The sequence below is a fragment of the Serratia proteamaculans genome, from assembly GCF_949794035.1.
In the GTDB taxonomy this organism is placed as follows: Bacteria; Pseudomonadota; Gammaproteobacteria; order Enterobacterales; family Enterobacteriaceae; genus Serratia; species Serratia proteamaculans.
Map to the genome: position 1 here is coordinate 2,986,401 of NZ_OX461105.1, position 19,633 is coordinate 3,006,033.

Sequence of the window (19,633 nt, forward strand, 5' to 3'; positions counted from 1 at the left end):
CTTAATAACGAATTTTTGGATCGATAACGGCGTACAGCACGTCGACGATCGCGTTAAACAAAATAGTCAGGCCACCCACCAGAATGGTCAGGCTCAATACCAAGGAATAGTCACGGTTCAGCGCGCCGTTAACAAACAGCTGGCCGATACCCGGCAGACCATAAATGGTTTCGATCACCATGGAACCAGTGATAATGCCGACAAACGCCGGGCCCATATAAGAAAGCACCGGTAATAACGCAGGCTTGAGCGCATGGCGGAAAATAATGCGCCGCATCGGTAAGCCTTTGGCGCGGGCTGTGCGGATAAAGTTTGAGTGCAGCACTTCAATCATCGATCCACGCGTGATACGGGCGATACTGGCAATATAGGCCAGTGATAACGCCACCATCGGCAGGATGATGTATTTCGGCGCCCCTCCGTTCCAACCGCCACCCGGCAACCATTTCAGCGTGATGGCGAAAATCAACACCAGTAACGGCGCCACCACGAAACTGGGGATCACCACCCCGGTCATGGCAAAGCCCATCACCGTATAATCCCATTTGGTATTTTGATTCAGCGCAGCAACCACCCCGGCGCTAACCCCCAGGACGACCGCCAACAAAAATGCGGCAAGGCCAAGTTTGGCGGAGACCGGGAATGAAGAGGCCACCAGATCGTTTACCGAGTAATCTTTGTATTTGAATGACGGGCCGAAATCACCTTTCGACAGTTGCACCAGATAATGGCCGTACTGCTTCCAGATCGGATCGTTCAAATGGTATTTGGCCTCGATGTTGGCCATCACTTCCGGCGGCAATGCACGCTCGCCGGTAAATGGGCTGCCAGGAGCCAAACGCATCATAAAGAATGAGATGGTAATAAGGATAAATAGTGTCGGGATCGCTTCTAACAAGCGACGAAATATAAATTTAAGCATTGCCCTAACCCTGTGCTGCAGCCTGATAACGGCTTATTATTCTCAACATGGGCCGGCGGTTCACACCGCCGGCACTTACCTTATCAATGCTTGATGATGTACAGGTTTTTGTCGTACACGTTATCAAGTGGGTCTTTACCGGTGTAACCCCCAACATAAGGTTTCACCAGACGGGCATTCACATAGTAATAAACCGGAACGATGGCAGAGTCTTTATCCAGCTGCACTTCGGCTTTCTGATACAGCTCTGCACGTTCTTCTTTGGTTTTCGCCGTCAGCACATTCGCCATCAACTTATCGAACTCCGCACTCTTATAATGCGGGGTGTTACTGCTGCTGTCAGACAGCATCATGTTCAGGAACGAGCTTGGTTCGTTATAGTCGGCACACCAGCCGGCGCGCGCTACGTCATAGGTCCCCTGATGGCGGGTGTCCAGGAAGGTTTTCCACTCCTGATTCACCAGCTTCACGTCCACACCCAGATTTTTCTTCCAGATGGAGGCCGCAGCGATAGCCAGTTTTTTGTGCAGGTCGGAAGTGTTGTACAACAGTGAGAATGTCAGTGGTTTGCCTGGGCCATAACCCGCGTCAGCCAGCAGTTTTTTCGCTACTTCGTTGCGCTTTTCCTGCGTCCAGCCGAACCACTCTGGTGGCGTCAGTTTGGCGCCATCGGTGTAAGGAGGTGTGAAGCTGTAGGCTGGCAGATCACCCTGGTTTTTCACTTTATTGGTGATGATGTCGCGATCCAGACCCAGCTTCAGCGCTTCACGTACGCGCTGATCGGTAAATGGCGCTTTCTGGTTGTTGATCTCGTAGTAATAGGTACACAGGTAAGGATCAACATGAACTTCTTTCGGGATCTCTTTTTTCAATTTCTGGAACAGTTCAATCGGCATGTTGTTATAGGTCATGTCGATTTCGCCGGTGCGGTAGCGGTTTACGTCGGTCACTTCCGACGCAATTGGCAGGAACGTCACTTTATTAATGATGGTTTTTGCGTTATCCCAATATTCCGGGTTACGTTCCAGCACGATACGTTCGTTAACCACCCAGTCTTTCAGCTTGTAAGCACCGTTGCTGACGTAGTTCGCCGGCAGGGTCCACTTCTCGCCAAACTTCTCGACCGCATCTTTAAACACTGGTTTCATCGCGTAGTGCGGCGTCATTTCAACCAGATAAGGCACCGGCTCGGTCAGGGTAATCTGGAAGGTGTGATCGTCGATTGCTTTCACGCCCAGGGTGGATTTGTCTTTCTTGCCAGCGATAACGTCATCGACGTTTTCTACATGAGCGTATTGCAGATAGCTGGCGTAAGGGGATGCCGTTTTTGGATCCACCACGCGCTGCCAGCTATAAACGAAATCTTGCGCCGTTACCGGCTTGCCATTCGACCATTTTGCGTCTTTACGCAGATGGAAGGTCCACACTTTAAAATCTTTGTTATCCCAGCTTTCCGCCACGCCCGGAACGATAGCCCCATCCGGACCATTGTTGGCCAGGCCTTCCATCAGATCGCGGGTAACGTTATTTTCCGGCACACCTTCGATCTTGTGCGGATCCAGGGACTGCACTTCCGAACCGTTGTTTTTAACGATTTCTTGCTTGTCCGCCAGTTGCACGCCCGCCGGCACGTCAGCCGCAAAAGCACTTCCGGTTGCTGTGATGCCCAGCGCGGCAATGATGCCGGCCGCAAGGATGGTTTTTTTCGTGATGTTGGTCATGTGTATACTCCAGTTTTTATTATCACAGGCTCGTCGTGGAGCCTGCGTTGCCCGTGAGCGGACCTTGTTATACCGGCTACCGATGAACGAATACGGCAGGCGGTCTTCCCTGTATTACTCACCGTTGTTGGCGTGACGTAATACCCCTCGTTACTGCTTGATGATGTATAGATTTTTCACATCGGTGTAATCCAGCGGATCTTTACCGGTAAAGCCGCCCACTGACGGTCTGATCAGACGCGCGCTAATGCGGTAATACACCGGGACCAACGCTGAGTCTTTGTCCAACTGCGTCTCCGCCTGCTGATAAAGAGCAGCGCGGGCAGCTTCATCCGGCGCCTTCAGCGTGCTGGCCATCAGGGCGTCAAACGCCGGGCTCTTGTAAAAAATGGTGTTGATGCTGCTATTGGAGATCAGCAGGTTCAGGAAGGCACTTGGCTCATTATAATCACCACACCAGGTGGCCCGAGCCACGTCGTACTGCCCCTGATGGCGGCTTTCAAGTGAGGTTTTCCACTCCTGATTGCGCAGCGTGACATCCGCACCGAGGTTTTTCTTCCACATTGACGCCGCTGCGATCGCCTGCTGTTTATTTTGATCGGAGGTGTTGTACAGCAGCGTGAATTTAAGCGGTTTAGCCGCGCTGAAACCTGCCTCGGCCAACAATTTCTTCGCCTCGGTATTGCGCTGTTCCTGGCTCCATCCTGCCCATTCCGGCGCCGTGAACTTGGCACCTTCAGTAAAGGTCGGGGTAAAGCTGTAGGCCGGAATCTGTCCCTGGCCCATGATCTTGTTGGCGATAATGTCGCGGTCCAACGTCAGTTTTACTGCAGCGCGCACCCGGGCATCGGTAAATGGTGCACGCTGGTTGTTGATCTCGTAATAAAAAGTGCACAGATAAGGGTTAACGTGCAATTGCTCAGGGATTTCGCTCTTCATCTTCGCGAACAGGTTCGGCGGGATGGCGCTGTTAGTGATATCAATTTCACCGCTGCGGAAGCGGTTGACGTCACTGACCTCTGAAGAAATCGGCAAGAACGTTGCCTGATCGATTACCGTTTTCTTGTTATTCCAGTAGGTTGGGCTGCGTTCAAGCACAATACGCTCATTCACCACCCAATCTTTCAAGCGATAGGCCCCATTGCCGACATAGTTCGCAGGCAGCGTCCATTTGTCGCCAAACTTCTCAACCACCGAACGTTTTACCGGTTTCAGCGAGGTGTGGCTCAGCATGCTGATAAAATACGGCACTGGCTCGCTCAGGGAGACCTGCAGCGTTTTATCATCAATGGCTTTAACGCCGAGGGTCTGCGGACTTTGCTTGCCGGTCAGGATCGCGTCGGTATTTTCAATTTTGGCGTACTGCAGATAGCTGGCGTAAGGTGAGCCGATTTTCGGATCGGCCAGGCGCTGCCAACTGTAGACAAAATCCTGTGCGGTGACCGGTGAGCCATCACTCCATACCGCGTCGGGCCGCAGGTGGAAAGTCCAGGTCTTAAAATTCTGATTTTCCCAATTGGTCGCCGCGGCCGGCACCACATGCCCATTAGCGTCGGTACTGACCAACCCCTCCAGCAGGTTCAGAATGATATTGCTTTCCGGTATGCCTTCGACCTTATGCGGATCCAATGAAGCCACTTCCGAACCGTTGTTAATGACAATCTTCTGCTGTTGGGCTAATTGCACCCCGGCCGGAACATCAGCCGCCTGAGCAGAATAAACGGTGCTGAGACTCAGCAAACCGGCAATGAACATGGCCAATGGAGTGCGCTTTAAGGTTTGCTGCATGGTCGAGGCTCCTTTTCACCAACAAGCAATGCTTATCGATATTCGTGAAGTATTTATAAGAATTCTAAATAAACAGACACCAGCAAAAATCATTCCCACTTTGGCGACGCGATACCGTTAATTACGCGTAGAAAGTTGCTCGGAAATTAGCAGAAGGCAATTTCCATAGCCAATAATTTTTACAGAAATGTTAAGCAATTCTCTTTTATTGCTCCAAGAAGGTTCTGACCCACTGGTGAAGGGGGTACATGAAAATAACTTAAATCACTGATTTTAATGATTAAAATTAAAAAAATAACCGTCAGAGCCGTACGCAGCGAACCCACACACCAGATAAAGAAACATTCAGTTAACAAAGGCGCAGTTCAAAGAACAAACACCTGCTTATGTGCGGTTAATCACTAATAACACCTGGATGAAAGCGAGACAAGCCCTACAGAATGATGTGATTAAATTAACAGCGAATTTGATGTTCAGAAGGTAATAAAGGGCAATAACCGAGGGGGATAAGGGGTAAAAATAACGCTTAGAGCTTTTATTGAGCAACAGATTAAGATTTATGCCACATTATGGTGCAAGTGAATAAAATTCATTCACATTAAGCACTATATTAATGCGAGCCAATAATAGTTTTTATTTTTTAAAATTAATTTGAGCCGCGAATCATCCTATTCGCGACTCATTCGCCGGATTACAGCAAGCCGGGGAATATGGCCTTTATACCCGTCACGATAAACTCGATACCCAATGCCATCAGCAACAACCCCATGATACGGGTGATGACGTTAATGCCGGTTTGCCCCAATAGACGCACCAGCAGAGGCGCAGCACGGAACAACAACCAACAACAAAAGGCAAACAACGCGATGGCCAGGGTAAACCCCAACAGGTTCTGCCAGCTGTGGTAGCGAGAACTCCAGACTATGGTGGAACTGATGGCGCCCGGTCCAGCCATCAGCGGCAATGCCAACGGCACCACGCCGATGCTCTCACGGATCGCGCTCTCTGATTTTTCCTGTTTGTTCTGTTTGTCCTCGCCCAGCTTGCCGCTGATCATCGACATGGCAATACTGACCACCAGGATGCCGCCGGCAATACGGAACGAGTCAATAGAGATGCCGAACATGCGCAAAATCCCCTCCCCCAAAAACAGCGAGGTCCACAGGATAATGGCGACCGACAGGTTGGCGGTCAGGTTAGTTTTATTGCGCCCGGCCGCCGCCTGGTAGCTGGTCATGCTGATAAACACCGGCAAAATACCCACCGGGTTCACCAGTGCAAACAGGCCGACAAAAAATTTAATGAAGCCGGAAAAATCCAACAGAGATGGGCCCACAAATGACTCCGCTTTAGTAAAGCTAAAAGTGACAATGCCTTCGCGCGCTAATGTAATAGAATTGCCACGGGTAATCCATTGGTCATGGGCGGGATTTATATCTATTTATGCCCATACCGATAAGATAATTCTCCATTGTTAAAGCAATGTACGGTTTATGATTTTTTATGTTGAGAAAAGTGTCTGACATGGCAGTTATCAAGAATTATTCTCAACAACCATAGCTGAATGGTGTCAGCTTGCGGTTTTTATGATTTAAATCACAAAATCACTAACCAAGAGTAGTTAAGCTCTTAGTCGTAGTCAGGGAGTAGAACAGGTTAAGGAAAAAGTGGCATCTCTGTTCGGCCCGCTGTCTTCTCCTGCTGAAGCATCGGGTAAAGCTCTTTAAGCAAATCAGCGACATGTGACAAAAAATGGCGGAAAGCCCTTGTTTTTAAAGCAGCATTTTCCCCCGATCTGTCTATACTACTTGCTCGCACGGCTGATTTACTGAAAGAGTTTAACATTATCAGGAGAGCATTATGGCTGTAACAAATGTCGCTGAACTGAACGAGCTAGTTGCACGTGTCAAAAAAGCCCAGCGCGAATATGCCAACTTCACTCAAGAGCAAGTTGATAAAATTTTCCGCGCTGCTGCCCTCGCCGCTGCCGATGCCCGTATTCCTCTGGCCAAATTGGCCGTTGAAGAATCCGGGATGGGTATCGTTGAAGATAAAGTGATCAAGAACCACTTCGCATCAGAGTTTATCTACAACGCCTATAAAGATGAAAAAACCTGCGGCATTCTGGCCGAAGACCATACTTTCGGTACCATCACCATTGCAGAGCCTATTGGCCTGATTTGCGGTATCGTACCTACCACCAACCCGACTTCCACGGCCATTTTCAAAGCCTTAATCAGCCTGAAAACCCGTAACGGCATTATCTTCTCTCCGCACCCTCGTGCGAAAAACGCCACCAACAAGGCAGCGGATATCGTACTGCAAGCCGCGATTGCCGCCGGTGCGCCAAAAGACATCGTCGGCTGGATCGACCAACCTACCGTTGAGCTGTCTAACCAACTGATGCACCACCCTGACATCAACCTGATCCTCGCGACCGGCGGTCCAGGCATGGTGAAAGCCGCCTACAGCTCCGGCAAACCGGCTATCGGCGTTGGTGCAGGTAACACCCCTGTGGTGGTTGACGAAACCGCAGACATCAAACGCGTTGTCGCTTCAATCTTGATGTCCAAAACCTTCGACAACGGCGTAATTTGTGCCTCTGAACAGTCGGTCATCGTGGTTGATTCAATCTATGATGCAGTACGCGAACGTTTCGCTACCCATGGCGGCTACATGCTGCAGGGGAAAGAGCTGAAAGCCGTTCAGGACATTATCCTGAAAAACGGCGGCCTGAATGCGGCTATCGTTGGCCAGTCTGCACCGAAAATCGCCGAGATGGCTGGCATCAAAGTGCCGGCAAGCACCAAAGTGCTGATCGGTGAAGTGAAACTGGTTGATGAAACTGAACCTTTCGCTCACGAAAAACTGTCGCCTACGCTGGCTATGTATCGCGCCAAAGACTTTGCCGACGCCGTCAGCAAAGCGGAAAAACTGGTCGCCATGGGCGGTATCGGTCACACCTCTTGTCTGTACACCGACCAGGATAACCAGCCGGAACGCGTTGCCTTCTTCGGCGACAAGATGAAAACCGCGCGTATCCTGATCAACACCCCGGCTTCTCAGGGGGGCATCGGTGACCTTTACAACTTTAAACTCGCTCCGTCACTGACGCTGGGCTGCGGTTCCTGGGGTGGTAACTCCATCTCTGAAAACGTCGGTCCAAAACACCTGATCAACAAGAAAACTGTAGCGAAGCGAGCAGAAAACATGTTGTGGCATAAACTTCCGAAATCAATCTACTTCCGCCGTGGCTCACTGCCTATCGCGCTGGAAGAAGTAGCGACCGACGGGGCAAAACGCGCCTTCATTGTGACCGACCGCTACCTGTTCAATAACGGTTATGCAGACCAGATCACCTCCGTTCTGAAGTCTCACGGCATTGAAACAGAAGTCTTCTTTGAAGTTGAAGCGGACCCAACGCTGTCCATCGTGCGTAAAGGCGCTGAGCAGATGAACTCCTTCAAACCAGACGTGATCATCGCGCTGGGTGGGGGTTCACCGATGGATGCTGCGAAGATCATGTGGGTGCTGTACGAACATCCTGAAACTCATTTCGAAGACCTGGCGCTGCGCTTTATGGATATCCGTAAACGTATCTACAAGTTCCCGAAAATGGGCGTCAAAGCAAAAATGATTGCCGTGACCACCACCTCTGGTACTGGTTCAGAAGTAACACCGTTTGCGGTAGTGACCGACGACGTAACCGGCCAGAAATACCCACTGGCGGATTATGCGCTGACACCGGATATGGCGATCGTTGACGCCAACCTGGTGATGAACATGCCAAAATCCCTGTGCGCCTTCGGCGGCCTGGATGCGGTGACTCATGCGCTGGAAGCTTACGTTTCAGTACTGGCGAACGAATACTCTGATGGTCAGGCGCTGCAAGCGCTGAAACTGCTGAAAGAGTATCTGCCAGCCAGCTACAAAGAAGGTGCCAAGAACCCGGTAGCCCGTGAGCGCGTGCACAATGCCGCCACCATCGCCGGTATCGCATTCGCCAACGCCTTCCTGGGGGTTTGCCACTCAATGGCCCACAAACTGGGCTCTGAGTTCCACATCCCACACGGTCTGGCCAACGCCATGCTGATCTCCAACGTTATTCGCTATAACGCGAACGACAACCCAACCAAGCAAACGGCATTCAGTCAGTACGACCGCCCGCAGGCTCGTCGTCGGTATGCTGAAATCGCTGACCACCTCGGTTTGGGCGCTCCGGGCGACCGTACCGCTCAGAAAATCGAGAAGTTGCTGACCTGGCTGGACGAGATCAAAGCCGAACTGGGCATCCCGGCATCAATCCGTGAAGCCGGTGTGACGGAAGCCGATTTCCTGGCGAAAGTTGACAAGCTGTCTGAAGACGCCTTTGACGACCAATGTACCGGCGCCAACCCGCGTTATCCGCTGATTGCAGAACTGAAGCAAATTATGCTGGATACCTTCTACGGCCGTAAGTTTAGTGAAGCAGAAGATGAAGAAGTTTTGGTAGCCCCTGTTGCGGCCAAAACAGAAAAAAAGACCAAAAAGTAACGGTTCATTGAGCCAATAAAAAAACCGCCGAAAGGCGGTTTTTTTTATGCGGAAGGTTCAGCTCAATCTACCAGGTTGCACAATAGCGTTTAAACGCGCCACAGGGCTCGCTGTCGTGTTTAAACCTTACTCCAGTGCCTGTATGGCTTCCTTGTAATGCTTGCGACAAACGGAGACATAGCTCTCGTTACCGCCAATCACTACCTGCTCACCGGCATGCATCGCCTGCCCGCTCTCATCCAGCCGTAACACCATATTGGCCTTACGTCCGCAATGGCAGATAGTTTTCAACTCTACCAGTTTGTCCGCCCAGGCCAGCAAGTATTGGCTGCCAATGAACAGTTCACCCAGGAAGTCGGTACGCAAGCCATAACACAAAACCGGAATATCCAGTTGGTCGACGACATCGCATAATTGCTCAACCTGCTGCTTCGTCAGGAACTGGCTTTCATCCAACAACACGCAGTGTATCGGTTGCTGTTGATGTTCCTGTGCAATCATCGCGTAGAGCATCGACTCATTATTATAGAGCTGTGCCTGAGATGACAGGCCAATCCGCGAGCTCACCTTGCCCACGCCAAAACGGTGATCTATTTCGGCGGTAAACACCAGTGTACGCATACCACGTTCTTGATAGTTATATGAAGATTGCAACAACGCGGTAGATTTCCCTGCGTTCATTGCAGAGTAATAAAAATAAAGTTGAGCCATGGGCCCGCAACTCCAATGGTATAAGAAATATTCAAACGTTGATTCAGGCGTAAAGTGTACCATAACCTGTCGGCCTGCTCACGCCTCCGGGTTAATCAACATCCCGACAAAACGAATACCAAACTTTCAAGTGAAACATTCCGTTCTGTACGTGCCATGCCTTTACATCTATTTACAGGATAATTGTCGTCTGTCATCACATTTAATTACTGCTAATGATTAGCATCAGGCATTAATGGTTATAGCAACACAGGTCTGCCCCGTCCCCCGAGACACAGAGAAATTGAATCTATTAACGCCTGCCAGTGCGACACCAGAGTATTTAATGACATAAAACAGCTAAGGGTACAGTTCTTGACGTTATCTTTACTCGTATACCCCCATTGTTTACAGTGTTGGCATACTTAGGCGCGTGATTTAACCCACAGAATTCAGCGTAATATTGATATAAAACACAATTATAACTTAGCCATGAATGCCTTTCAGGCATAGTAAACATACCCTACTGTTGAAAATTTGACTTAAAAATGGAGGTTGTAATACTTATCGCCCCCACCTATATTACCCGTAGTGTTCCGGTTAGGTGTTTTAAAAGGTAAATTTGAGCGTTCCTTTCAATTTGTCTATTGCAGAAAAGAAAAGAGCACTCTATTATTATCCAGACGCCCCCCACCAATATAATTTGAGACTAGGACAATGAGCGAAGCATTAAAGATTTTGAACAACATCCGTACTCTACGCGCACAGGCAAGAGAATGTAGCCTGGAAACGCTGGAAGAAATGCTTGAAAAACTGGAAGTTGTTGTGAACGAACGTCGCGAAGAAGACAGCCAGGCTCAAGCAGAAGTTGAAGAACGCACCCGTAAACTGCAGCAATATCGTGAAATGCTGATTGCTGACGGTATTGATCCTAACGAACTGCTGCAAACTATGGCTGCTACTAAAGCCGCTGGTAAAGCTAAACGTGCAGCACGTCCGGCTAAATACCAATATAAAGATGAAAACGGCGAACTGAAAACCTGGACTGGCCAGGGCCGTACTCCAGCAGTGATTAAGAAAGCTATCGAAGAGCAAGGTAAATCTCTGGACGATTTCCTGCTGTAATAGCATTTCGATGCACGTTAAAAAGGCTCCCTTGGGAGCCTTTTTGTTATGCTTATTTCCTGGCTGGTTAGAACATAAGTTAAGCTTTAGGTAATTATCCTATGGCAGCCCCCCTCTCCCCATTGGTTTTTGTCTCCTGACTTACCGAACTGACCTGACTTTGTCTAAGCATAAAAAAAGGGGCCAAGGCCCCTTATAGCATTTACGTACTGCTCAATTACTGAGCTTTATAAAATGACTTATACCATTCAACAAAGCGTTTCACGCCTTCTTCAACGCTGGTTTCAGGCTTGAAGCCAATAACACGATAAAGCTCCACAGTATCAGCACTGGTATCTAACACGTCACCAGGCTGCATCGGCAGCATATTCTTACGAGCCTCAATCCCCAAGGCCTGTTCCAGTGCACTGATATATTCCATCAGCTTCACCGGACTGCTGTTGCCGATATTATAGACATGGTATGGCGCAGAACTGGTTGCTGGCGATCCCTGCTCAACTGTCCAGGCAGCATTGGCCTGAGGAATAACTGCTTGCAACCGCACAATAGACTCAGCAATATCGTCGATGTAGGTAAAGTCACGGCGCATCTCACCGTGGTTATATACATCGATGTTCTCGCCCGCCAAAATGGCCTTGGTAAATTTAAACAGTGCCATATCCGGGCGTCCCCATGGGCCATATACAGTAAAGAAACGCAGGCCGGTGGTGGGAATACCATATAAGTGGGAGTAGCTGTGCGACATCAGCTCATTGGCTTTCTTGGTTGCCGCATACAATGATACCGGGTGATCAACAGAATCTTCAGTCGCAAAGGGCAGTTTACGGTTCAGACCATATACCGAGCTGGAAGAAGCATATAACAAATGCTCAACCTTATTGTGTCGGCACCCTTCAAGCACGTTTAAATGCCCGATAAGATTCGAGTCAGCATACGCCAGCGGGTTGTCCAATGAATAACGCACCCCGGCTTGAGCCCCCAAATGAATGACCCGTTGGAACTGATGCTCGGCAAACAGCTGCGCCATACCCTCGCGATCGGCCAAATCCAGCTTAATAAACTGGAAGTCGGGTTTATCCGCCAGCAGATCAAGGCGAGCCATTTTCAGACCCACATCGTAGTAATCATTCAGGTTGTCGATACCAACAACCTGATGTCCAGCAGCCAGCAGACGCTCGGCAACGTGAAAACCGATAAAACCTGCGGCGCCCGTAACGAGGAATTTCATATATGTCCCCTTAAATAACCGGCTGAATGGACGCACCGCGACCAATGGCATAATAGGTAAAGCCGCGGCTTTCCAGACGCTCAGGGTCAAACAAGTTGCGGCCATCAAAGATCACCGGCTGCTTTAACGAGCCTTTAATCACGTCGAAATCAGGCGCGCGGAAATTCTGCCATTCGGTACAGATAACCAACGCGTCAGCCCCCTGCAGGGCCGCTTCTTTGGTACCCACCAGCTTCAGATCGTCGCGCTGGCCATAGATGCGCTGCACTTCGTTCATCGCTTCAGGGTCGTACGCCTGCACGGTAGCACCCGCTTCCCACAGCTGCTCCATCAGCACACGGCTGGAGGCTTCACGCATGTCGTCGGTATTAGGTTTGAAGGCCAGTCCCCACAACGCAAAGGTTTTGCCCTTCAGATCTTCACCAAAGTGATGCTTGATAAATTTGGTCAGCTTATATTTCTGCTGATAGTTAACCTGCTCTACCGCCTGCAACAGTTTTGGCTGGTAGCCAATATGCTCCGCGGTGCGGATCAGGGCCTGAACGTCTTTCGGGAAGCAGGAGCCGCCATAGCCGCAGCCTGGATAGATAAAGTGATAGCCGATACGGGAATCAGAACCGATACCCTGACGCACTTTCTCAATGTCTGCGCCAAGCATTTCGGCCAGATTAGACATTTCATTCATAAAGCTGATTTTGGTCGCCAGCATGCAGTTGGCAGCATACTTGGTCAGTTCAGCACTACGAATATCCATCATGATCATACGATCGTGGTTGCGGTTGAACGGCTCATACAGCTCGCGAATAGGCTCGATCACATCTTTGTTATCGGTACCGATGACGATGCGCTCAGGACGCATGCAGTCTGCTACCGCAGCGCCTTCTTTCAGGAATTCCGGGTTGGAAACCACATCGAAGGCAACCTTGCTACCGCGTTTCTGCAGCGTTTCTTCCATAACCTGACGGACTTTATCTGCGGTGCCGACCGGTACGGTAGATTTATCAATCACCACTTTGCGATCGGTCATATGTTCTGCGATGGTACGAGCCACGGCAGTCACATATTTCAAATCGGCAGAGCCATCTTCGTCCGGTGGTGTGCCCACGGCGATGAATTGAATGGTGCCATGCGCGACCCCGGCTTTTGCATCGGTGGTGAAATGCAGACGACCGGCTTCATAGTTTTGTTGCACCAACGGCGTCAGACCAGGCTCAAAAATAGGGATGTTCCCTTTCTTCAGGTTTTCGACTTTATGCTCGTCTATATCGATACACATAACGTCGTGACCGACTTCAGCCAGAACCGCAGCCTGCACCAGGCCAACATAGCCAATACCAAAAACTGTTACTTTCATGGGAAAATCCTAGTTTTTCAAATTAAGACGAAAGATAAATAAATTATTTCTTATCAGCGGCCAGTAACTGTTTCAACCACTGAGTAAACTCTTGGCCCAGCCCGGCATGTCGCATGCCATATTCGACAAACGCCTGCATATAACCGAGCTTATTGCCGCAGTCATGGCTGATCCCTTTCAGGTGATAAGCCTCTACTGTCTCTTGCTGCATCAGCATTTCAATGCTGTCGGTAAGCTGGATTTCACCACCGGCACCCGGAGGGGTTTTCGACAGCAGCGGCCAGATATCGGCGGAGAGCACATAGCGGCCAACAATGGCCAGATTAGATGGCGCTTCATCCGGCGAAGGTTTCTCGACTACGCTGACCATCGGGGCACTTTCGCCCGGCTGCAGATCATACCCTTTGCAATCGGCCACGCCGTAGTTGCCAACATCTTTATGTGGCACGGGCTCGACCATAATCTGGCTGATACCGGTTTGTTCATAGCGCTGCAGCATTTCGTGCAAATTATCTTTTTTCAGATCGGAGCTGTACTCATCGAGGATCACATCCGGCAAAATCACGGCCACCGGCTCATCACCCACCAGCGGGTAAGCACACATAATCGCGTGTCCCAACCCTTTAGCTACCCCTTGACGTACCTGCATCACGGTAACGCCCTTTGGACAGATAGACTGAACTTCATCCAGCAACTGACGCTTAACACGTTTTTCCAGCATCGCTTCCAGTTCAAAACTGGTATCGAAATGGTTTTCGATCGAATTCTTGGAGGAATGGGTTACCAACACAATCTCGTTAATCCCTGCTGCAATACATTCATTGACAACGTATTGGATCAAGGGCTTGTCAACCAGCGGCAGCATTTCTTTTGGAATGGCTTTTGTCGCCGGTAACATCCGTGTTCCCAAGCCTGCAACCGGGATCACAGCCTTTCTGACTTTACGATTTACAGCAGGCATTATTTCCTCTCTTAATAGCGCTCGGTTTATGAGCTTCATCCGCCATACAAAAAACCTCCGGAGTATACCAGTTTATGACTGACTGGCATTAGCCGCAGCACAAATAGAAAAACTTTAGGACAATTACCCAATGGGTTAACTGAGGTAAAAATAAGCACGTCAAATATCTAAATTTTACATGCTGTTTTAATCACGGTGGTTTATTCGGCGCTGAGCATCAAGCGCAGCCGGCCGCCAGAGCCCCAAACCTGGCACTGCCAGGCGGCACAGTGCTGGCTGATTTGATTCATGTAGGTCGCACCCAGCGTCCCAAGCGGCACGCCGTTGCTCAGTTGAATTTGATTATCGCCGGTATTTACATTGGCATGCAGGCCTGCGGAGACCAAAATCAGGTTTTTATATTCGGCGTGATAATAACCGACCAACAACGGGAATTGCCCTTCCAGTTTGCCCTGACGTAATAATTGATTAACTTGCTTTAACAATGCGGTCATTTGCGGCAACCGATGGCGCTGATTAGCTAAATGATCCTGCAGTAATCCATTAAATAAAGCCCGCAGTAGTAATGCCGCCAATACGCCATTATCCCCTGCGCGGGTCACATCCAGACAATAGAACGCCAGATCCTTATCCGATAACGCTGCAATATCCAGCACCAACCCCGGGTTCTCGCCGGTGGTTAATTGCCGGTAATTAATCCGGCAATGAGCGATGGTCTGCTGCACCGGAGGCTGTAACTGTTTGAGTAACTTCACCGCTTCGGAGGGATTTTTACTCAGTGCATCCCAGTCCTGGAACAGTTCCACTTCTTCGATAGCCGGTGAGGTAAACATATTGGGGTACAGACAGCCCAGCACCGCTTCACGCAGGCGATTGAGATCGGTCACCGGTTTTAACAACACGTCCTGGACGCCTAACCGCAACATTTTGGCGATATCCGCCATTTTGTCGGTCGCCGAGATCACCAATACCGGGGTTTGTACGCCTTGCAGGCGCAGATGTTCGACAAACTCGATCCCATCCATTTCCGGCATCGCCAGATCGCACAGGATTAAATCGGGATGAACATCATCCACCAAACTCAATGCCTGCAAACCGTTGGCCGCTTCACTGGTTTCCGCCCCCAACGATTTCAAATAGCCAACAAGCACGGAACGAAAAACCAGTTCGTCCTCAACGACCAAAATGCGCTTGTGAGTCAGTGGTAATGCCATCAGCCGAGCCTCTTCCCTTTCCATAGTGTAATAGTGGCTCAAAAAGACCGTTTATGCCTGCCTGAAATTTTCACCAGCGCAGAGCATGCCGTTAAGAACCGTAAATTATTTGTTTTTTATCAATGGCAATAGCATATCCAGCTGTTTTTCAACCGCCAGTCTACCCGCTTCTATCGCCTCGTCGGCACGATGGAAGTCTAACGTCGAGATCTGTGGACAATAGGGTTGGATCAGCACATCCGGCGGATCGCCGGCCATGCGATTGCGTTTCAGCCGATTTTCCAGCACCTGGATCGAGGTCCCCATGATCTCCATCGCCGTCGGCGTGAAATTCGGCTTTCTGGTGGTCATTTTGCTGATACGTTCCCTCAGTCGCCCTCGCCAGTTTCGGGCAGGGAGATCTTTTGGTGTCTCCATATCAGGAGTGCGTACCGAGAACAGATCCTGCTGCATCAGATGGGCATCATGTTGCAAGTCAACGGCAATAACGATGTCTGCCCCCAAAGCCCGGGTCAATGAGATAGGCACCGGATTCACCACCGCACCATCCACCAGCCAATAGCCGTCAAACCATACCGGCGCCAACAGACCAGGCATACTGCACGACGCACGCACCGCCTGATGAATATCCCCTTCCGTTAACCACAGTTCCCGTCCGGTGCTCAGATTAGTCGCCACCGCGCCAAACTTCAGTGAACATTCAGCGATATCATCAATTTTTAACAACTGCCCTACCGCATTGAACACCCGTTCCCCACGCAACAGTCCGCCGCGTTGCCAGGACAGGTCCATCAGACGGATCACATCCCAATAGCTGAATGAACGCACCCAGGTTTCCATCGCTGGCAGACGGTGGCTGGCAAAGGCAGCCCCCACCAAGGCACCCACCGAGCAGCCGGCTACTATATCGACGTCAACACCCAATTTCTTTAGCGCGTTAATCACCCCGATATGTGCCCACCCTTTGGCCGAACCAGCGCCCAATGCCAATCCGATCTTAATTTTCCGCATCGTTTCCGTCCTTTTTCGGTGAATGTTACGCCCCAGCTGTCAGCCTAGATTGTCACAGCCGAATATTGTTAGGTAACATATGCTCTAAATTTGTTTCGGCATCGGCCCGTTCATTTCGTTCCGGCCATTTTAGGAGTCACCTTGCCCGAATTATGCCCCTGCGGCAGCGGCCTGGAGTATAGCGCATGCTGCGAGCCCTACATCAACGGCACCCAAACGCCGTCGACCCCCGGTAAATTAATGCGTTCGCGTTTTAGCGCTTACGTAAAACACAATGTGGATTATCTGGTAGCCACCTGGCATCCGGACTGTCATGCCGCTGAATGGCGCAATGGGATCGTCGACAGCTTCAAGAATACCGAGTGGATCGGCCTGACGGTGGTGGAAGAAAAACAGGGATATGAAGCCGGAGAAGGTTTTGTCGAGTTCATCGCCCGCTTCGTCGACGGCAGTACCGGCGAGCACAAAGCGATGCACGAGCGTTCGCGCTTCCTTCTGCTTGACCAACGCTGGTATTATATTGACGGAACCAAACCCCAGCCTGGCAGAAACGCCATTTGCCCCTGCGGATCAGGGAAAAAATATAAAAAGTGCTGTGGGCGTTAGCCGACAGTCACAGGCACCATAGATTTCAGGCGTGGCCAATCGGGCACACTTGAAAACAAAGATGATAAAAACTCTCGCCTGCGAAGACAGGACGTTCAGTATCAGACAGGATCCTCACTCCCATGCCACACCAAAATGTACAAAGAAAAGTTTTGCGCACCATTTGTCCGGATGCAAAAGGTCTGATCGCCAAGATCACCAATATTTGTTACAAGCATGAACTCAACATTATTCAAAACAACGAGTTCGTTGATCACCGCACCGGCCGTTTCTTTATGCGTACCGAACTGGAAGGCATTTTCAACGACACCACACTACTGGCAGATCTCGACAGCGCGCTGCCGGTGGGTTCGGTTCGCGAACTGCATAACTCTGGCCGTCGTCGTATTGTCGTCCTGGTTACTAAAGAAGCACACTGCCTGGGCGACCTGTTGATGAAAAGCGCCTACGGTGGTCTGGATGTAGAAATCGCTGCGGTTATCGGTAACCACGACACCTTGCAAACGCTGGTAGAGCGTTTCGATATTCCGTTCCACCTGGTCAGCCATGAAGGCCTGACGCGCGACCAGCACGATCAGAAAATGATGGCCCAGATTGATCAGTATCAGCCGGACTATGTGGTGCTGGCCAAATATATGCGGGTGTTGACGCCAGCATTCGTCCAGCACTACCCGAATCAGGTGATCAACATCCATCACTCGTTCCTGCCGGCGTTTATCGGTGCCCGACCTTATCATCAGGCTTACGAACGCGGCGTGAAAATCATCGGCGCTACCGCCCACTACGTTAACGACAATTTGGATGAAGGCCCAATCATCATGCAGGACGTGATCCATGTCGATCACACCTATTCTGCTGACGATATGATGCGTGCCGGACGTGACGTTGAAAAGAATGCACTCAGCCGCGCGCTGTACCATGTGCTGGCGCAGCGGGTATTTGTTTACGGCAACCGGACGGTTATTCTGTAATTGCTCAATAAAGCGGTGCCTTTCGTTCAGGGATGCACCGCCACGAGTAAAAAACCGGCAAACGATTCATTTTCTGCATTTCAATACTTTACACGCCCGTTTCATTTGATATGATGCGCCCCGCTTACCGAGACAGATGTTTCGCAAGCAAGGCCAGTGGTGGGGTTCCCGAGCGGCCAAAGGGAGCAGACTGTAAATCTGCCGTCACAGACTTCGAAGGTTCGAATCCTTCCCCCACCACCATCTTCTCTCTGTTGATGAGAGCACAGCGAAAGCTGAAGCTGCATAAAACACGGAGGGGGAGGATGAGAAGCTTCGACAAGGCTCGAGCCGAGCGCAGCGAGACAACGCGCTTCAGCGCGGTAATCCTTCAGACGAAGCGCCACAGGAATCTAGCCGATCTCCTGTTAAATAATAAGTAAAACCATGAATACCATGGTGGGGTTCCCGAGCGGCCAAAGGGAGCAGACTGTAAATCTGCCGTCACAGACTTCGAAGGTTCGAATCCTTCCCCCACCACCATCCTTGTATATCCCCCAGTATTAAATCAAACCTGAAAGTACCACATCACTCCTTACCGGGAGGGACGAGAAGCTTCGACAAGGTTCGAGTCTCATGCAATGAGACAACGCGCTTCAGCGCGGCCCGAAGGGTGAGTCGCATAGCGACGAATAATCCTTCCCCCACCACCATCCTTGTACGCCCCCAATAACCCAATCAAACACCAAATCCTCTTTATCTCTCAGATCTCCCATTTATCAATTCCCCTAACCTTTTAGCGCATCCTCAACTTGAACTCCGGCCAACAATTCGCTATACCACTGACTTCTTTAATGCAGTAAGGAAGAAAGTGCATGCGTAACAATATCTGCGTTTTTTGTGGCGCCAGCGAAGGCGTTAATCCTGCTTATGCCGAGAATGCGCGGCAATTGGGTCAGACGCTGGCCACTCAGGGCCGACGCCTCATCTATGGCGGCGGTAAAAAAGGGTTAATGGGCATTGTGGCGGATGCAGTCCTTGCCGCCGGTGGTGAGGCCGTGGGCATCATTCCCGAGCGCCTGGTCGAAGCAGAAACCGCACACCGAGGTCTGACGGAGCTGGAAGTGGTCCCGGACATGCACACCCGTAAGGCGCGCATGGCGGCTCTGGCAGACGGTTTTATTGCTCTGCCTGGCGGTATAGGCACCCTAGAGGAACTGTTTGAAATCTGGACCTGGGGCCAGATCGGCTATCACAGCAAACCGGTGGGCCTGTTGGACGTAAACGGTTTTTATCGCCCGTTAAACAGTTTCCTGCAGCACGTGGCCGATCAGGGCTTTATGCGCCATGACTACCTCGGCACCATGCATATCAGCGATTCAGCGCAAACCTTGCTGCAACAATTCGACGACTATCAACCGAAGAATTACGACCGCTGGGCAAAATAATTTGGCTTGCCGCCGGCGGCCGTTGCCGCTGGCCTGCGTTACATTTCTGGCCAAACTCTGCTACTATCTCAACACATTTTTC

General features: G+C 50.5%; 15 protein-coding genes, 2 tRNA genes and 1 other RNA gene. 8 read left to right on the top strand and 10 right to left on the bottom strand.

All coding sequences use genetic code 11. The features are described from left to right. Position 1: 1 nt before the first annotated feature. From oppB to QOT07_RS13925, 4 genes are all read right to left on the bottom strand, one after another. A complete protein-coding gene (gene oppB, locus QOT07_RS13910; protein WP_112348479.1) occupies positions 2-922 on the bottom strand; it encodes an oligopeptide ABC transporter permease OppB in 921 nt (306 codons plus the stop codon). A gap of 83 nt (positions 923-1,005) precedes the next feature. Then, the gene (gene oppA / locus QOT07_RS13915; RefSeq protein ID WP_283603362.1) at positions 1,006-2,643 is read right to left on the bottom strand and encodes an oligopeptide ABC transporter substrate-binding protein OppA; all 1,638 of its coding nucleotides are present in this window, start codon (positions 2,641-2,643) and stop codon (positions 1,006-1,008) included. A 150-nt stretch (positions 2,644-2,793) separates the two neighbouring features. Continuing rightward, positions 2,794-4,431, bottom strand: a complete 1,638-nt coding sequence (locus QOT07_RS13920; RefSeq protein WP_219016413.1) for an ABC transporter substrate-binding protein — start codon at positions 4,429-4,431, stop codon at positions 2,794-2,796. Positions 4,432-5,122: 691 nt separating this feature from the next. Beyond that, the gene (locus QOT07_RS13925) at positions 5,123-5,767 is read right to left on the bottom strand and encodes a YchE family NAAT transporter (RefSeq protein WP_085117083.1); all 645 of its coding nucleotides are present in this window, start codon (positions 5,765-5,767) and stop codon (positions 5,123-5,125) included. Positions 5,768-6,291: 524 nt separating this feature from the next. On the opposite strand from QOT07_RS13925, the gene adhE reads away from it, so the two are divergent. Beyond that, entirely contained in the window at positions 6,292-8,964 is a 2,673-nt protein-coding gene (gene adhE, locus QOT07_RS13930) for a bifunctional acetaldehyde-CoA/alcohol dehydrogenase (RefSeq protein WP_099062835.1), read from the top strand. Positions 8,965-9,090: 126 nt separating this feature from the next. Here adhE and QOT07_RS13935 read toward each other — a convergent pair whose 3' ends face one another. Beyond that, positions 9,091-9,675 (bottom strand): thymidine kinase, encoded by a 585-nt coding sequence (locus QOT07_RS13935; RefSeq protein WP_085117085.1) that lies wholly within the window; start codon positions 9,673-9,675, stop codon positions 9,091-9,093. Between the two features lie 696 nt (positions 9,676-10,371). Between QOT07_RS13935 and hns the strand changes: the two genes are divergently transcribed. Then, positions 10,372-10,779, top strand: a complete 408-nt coding sequence (gene hns, locus QOT07_RS13940; protein ID WP_006321188.1) for a histone-like nucleoid-structuring protein H-NS — start codon at positions 10,372-10,374, stop codon at positions 10,777-10,779. 217 nt (positions 10,780-10,996) lie between these two features. Here the strand turns inward: hns and QOT07_RS13945 are convergent, their stop codons facing one another. The 5 genes from QOT07_RS13945 to rssA form a co-directional block, all read right to left on the bottom strand. Then, the gene (locus QOT07_RS13945; RefSeq protein WP_261426456.1) at positions 10,997-12,007 is read right to left on the bottom strand and encodes an NAD-dependent epimerase; all 1,011 of its coding nucleotides are present in this window, start codon (positions 12,005-12,007) and stop codon (positions 10,997-10,999) included. A 10-nt stretch (positions 12,008-12,017) separates the two neighbouring features. After that, positions 12,018-13,361: a UDP-glucose dehydrogenase family protein gene (locus tag QOT07_RS13950; RefSeq protein ID WP_099064215.1), complete on the bottom strand. Its 1,344-nt coding sequence runs from the start codon at positions 13,359-13,361 to the stop codon at positions 12,018-12,020. Positions 13,362-13,404: 43 nt separating this feature from the next. After that, a complete protein-coding gene (gene galU, locus QOT07_RS13955) occupies positions 13,405-14,322 on the bottom strand; it encodes a UTP--glucose-1-phosphate uridylyltransferase GalU (protein WP_099064216.1) in 918 nt (305 codons plus the stop codon). Between the two features lie 200 nt (positions 14,323-14,522). Then, positions 14,523-15,536 (bottom strand): two-component system response regulator RssB, encoded by a 1,014-nt coding sequence (gene rssB / locus QOT07_RS13960; protein WP_099064398.1) that lies wholly within the window; start codon positions 15,534-15,536, stop codon positions 14,523-14,525. A gap of 105 nt (positions 15,537-15,641) precedes the next feature. After that, positions 15,642-16,547, bottom strand: coding sequence for a patatin-like phospholipase RssA (gene rssA, locus QOT07_RS13965; RefSeq protein WP_261417489.1), 906 nt, complete (start codon positions 16,545-16,547; stop codon positions 15,642-15,644). A 141-nt stretch (positions 16,548-16,688) separates the two neighbouring features. Here rssA and QOT07_RS13970 point away from each other — a divergent pair, with 141 nt between their 5' ends. The 6 genes from QOT07_RS13970 (at position 16,689) to QOT07_RS13995 (ending at position 19,551) form a co-directional block, all read left to right on the top strand. Beyond that, the gene (locus tag QOT07_RS13970; protein ID WP_099064218.1) at positions 16,689-17,153 is read left to right on the top strand and encodes a YchJ family protein; all 465 of its coding nucleotides are present in this window, start codon (positions 16,689-16,691) and stop codon (positions 17,151-17,153) included. Positions 17,154-17,275: 122 nt separating this feature from the next. Further along, positions 17,276-18,124: a formyltetrahydrofolate deformylase gene (purU, locus tag QOT07_RS13975; RefSeq protein ID WP_085117091.1), complete on the top strand. Its 849-nt coding sequence runs from the start codon at positions 17,276-17,278 to the stop codon at positions 18,122-18,124. Positions 18,125-18,282: 158 nt separating this feature from the next. After that, positions 18,283-18,367 (top strand) — tRNA-Tyr (locus QOT07_RS13980). 194 nt (positions 18,368-18,561) lie between these two features. Then, positions 18,562-18,646: transfer RNA gene (locus tag QOT07_RS13985), tRNA-Tyr, on the top strand. A 43-nt stretch (positions 18,647-18,689) separates the two neighbouring features. Further along, positions 18,690-18,816: non-coding RNA, RtT sRNA (locus QOT07_RS13990), on the top strand. Between the two features lie 162 nt (positions 18,817-18,978). Continuing rightward, positions 18,979-19,551 (top strand): LOG family protein, encoded by a 573-nt coding sequence (locus QOT07_RS13995; RefSeq protein ID WP_085117092.1) that lies wholly within the window; start codon positions 18,979-18,981, stop codon positions 19,549-19,551. Positions 19,552-19,633: the final 82 nt, after the last annotated feature.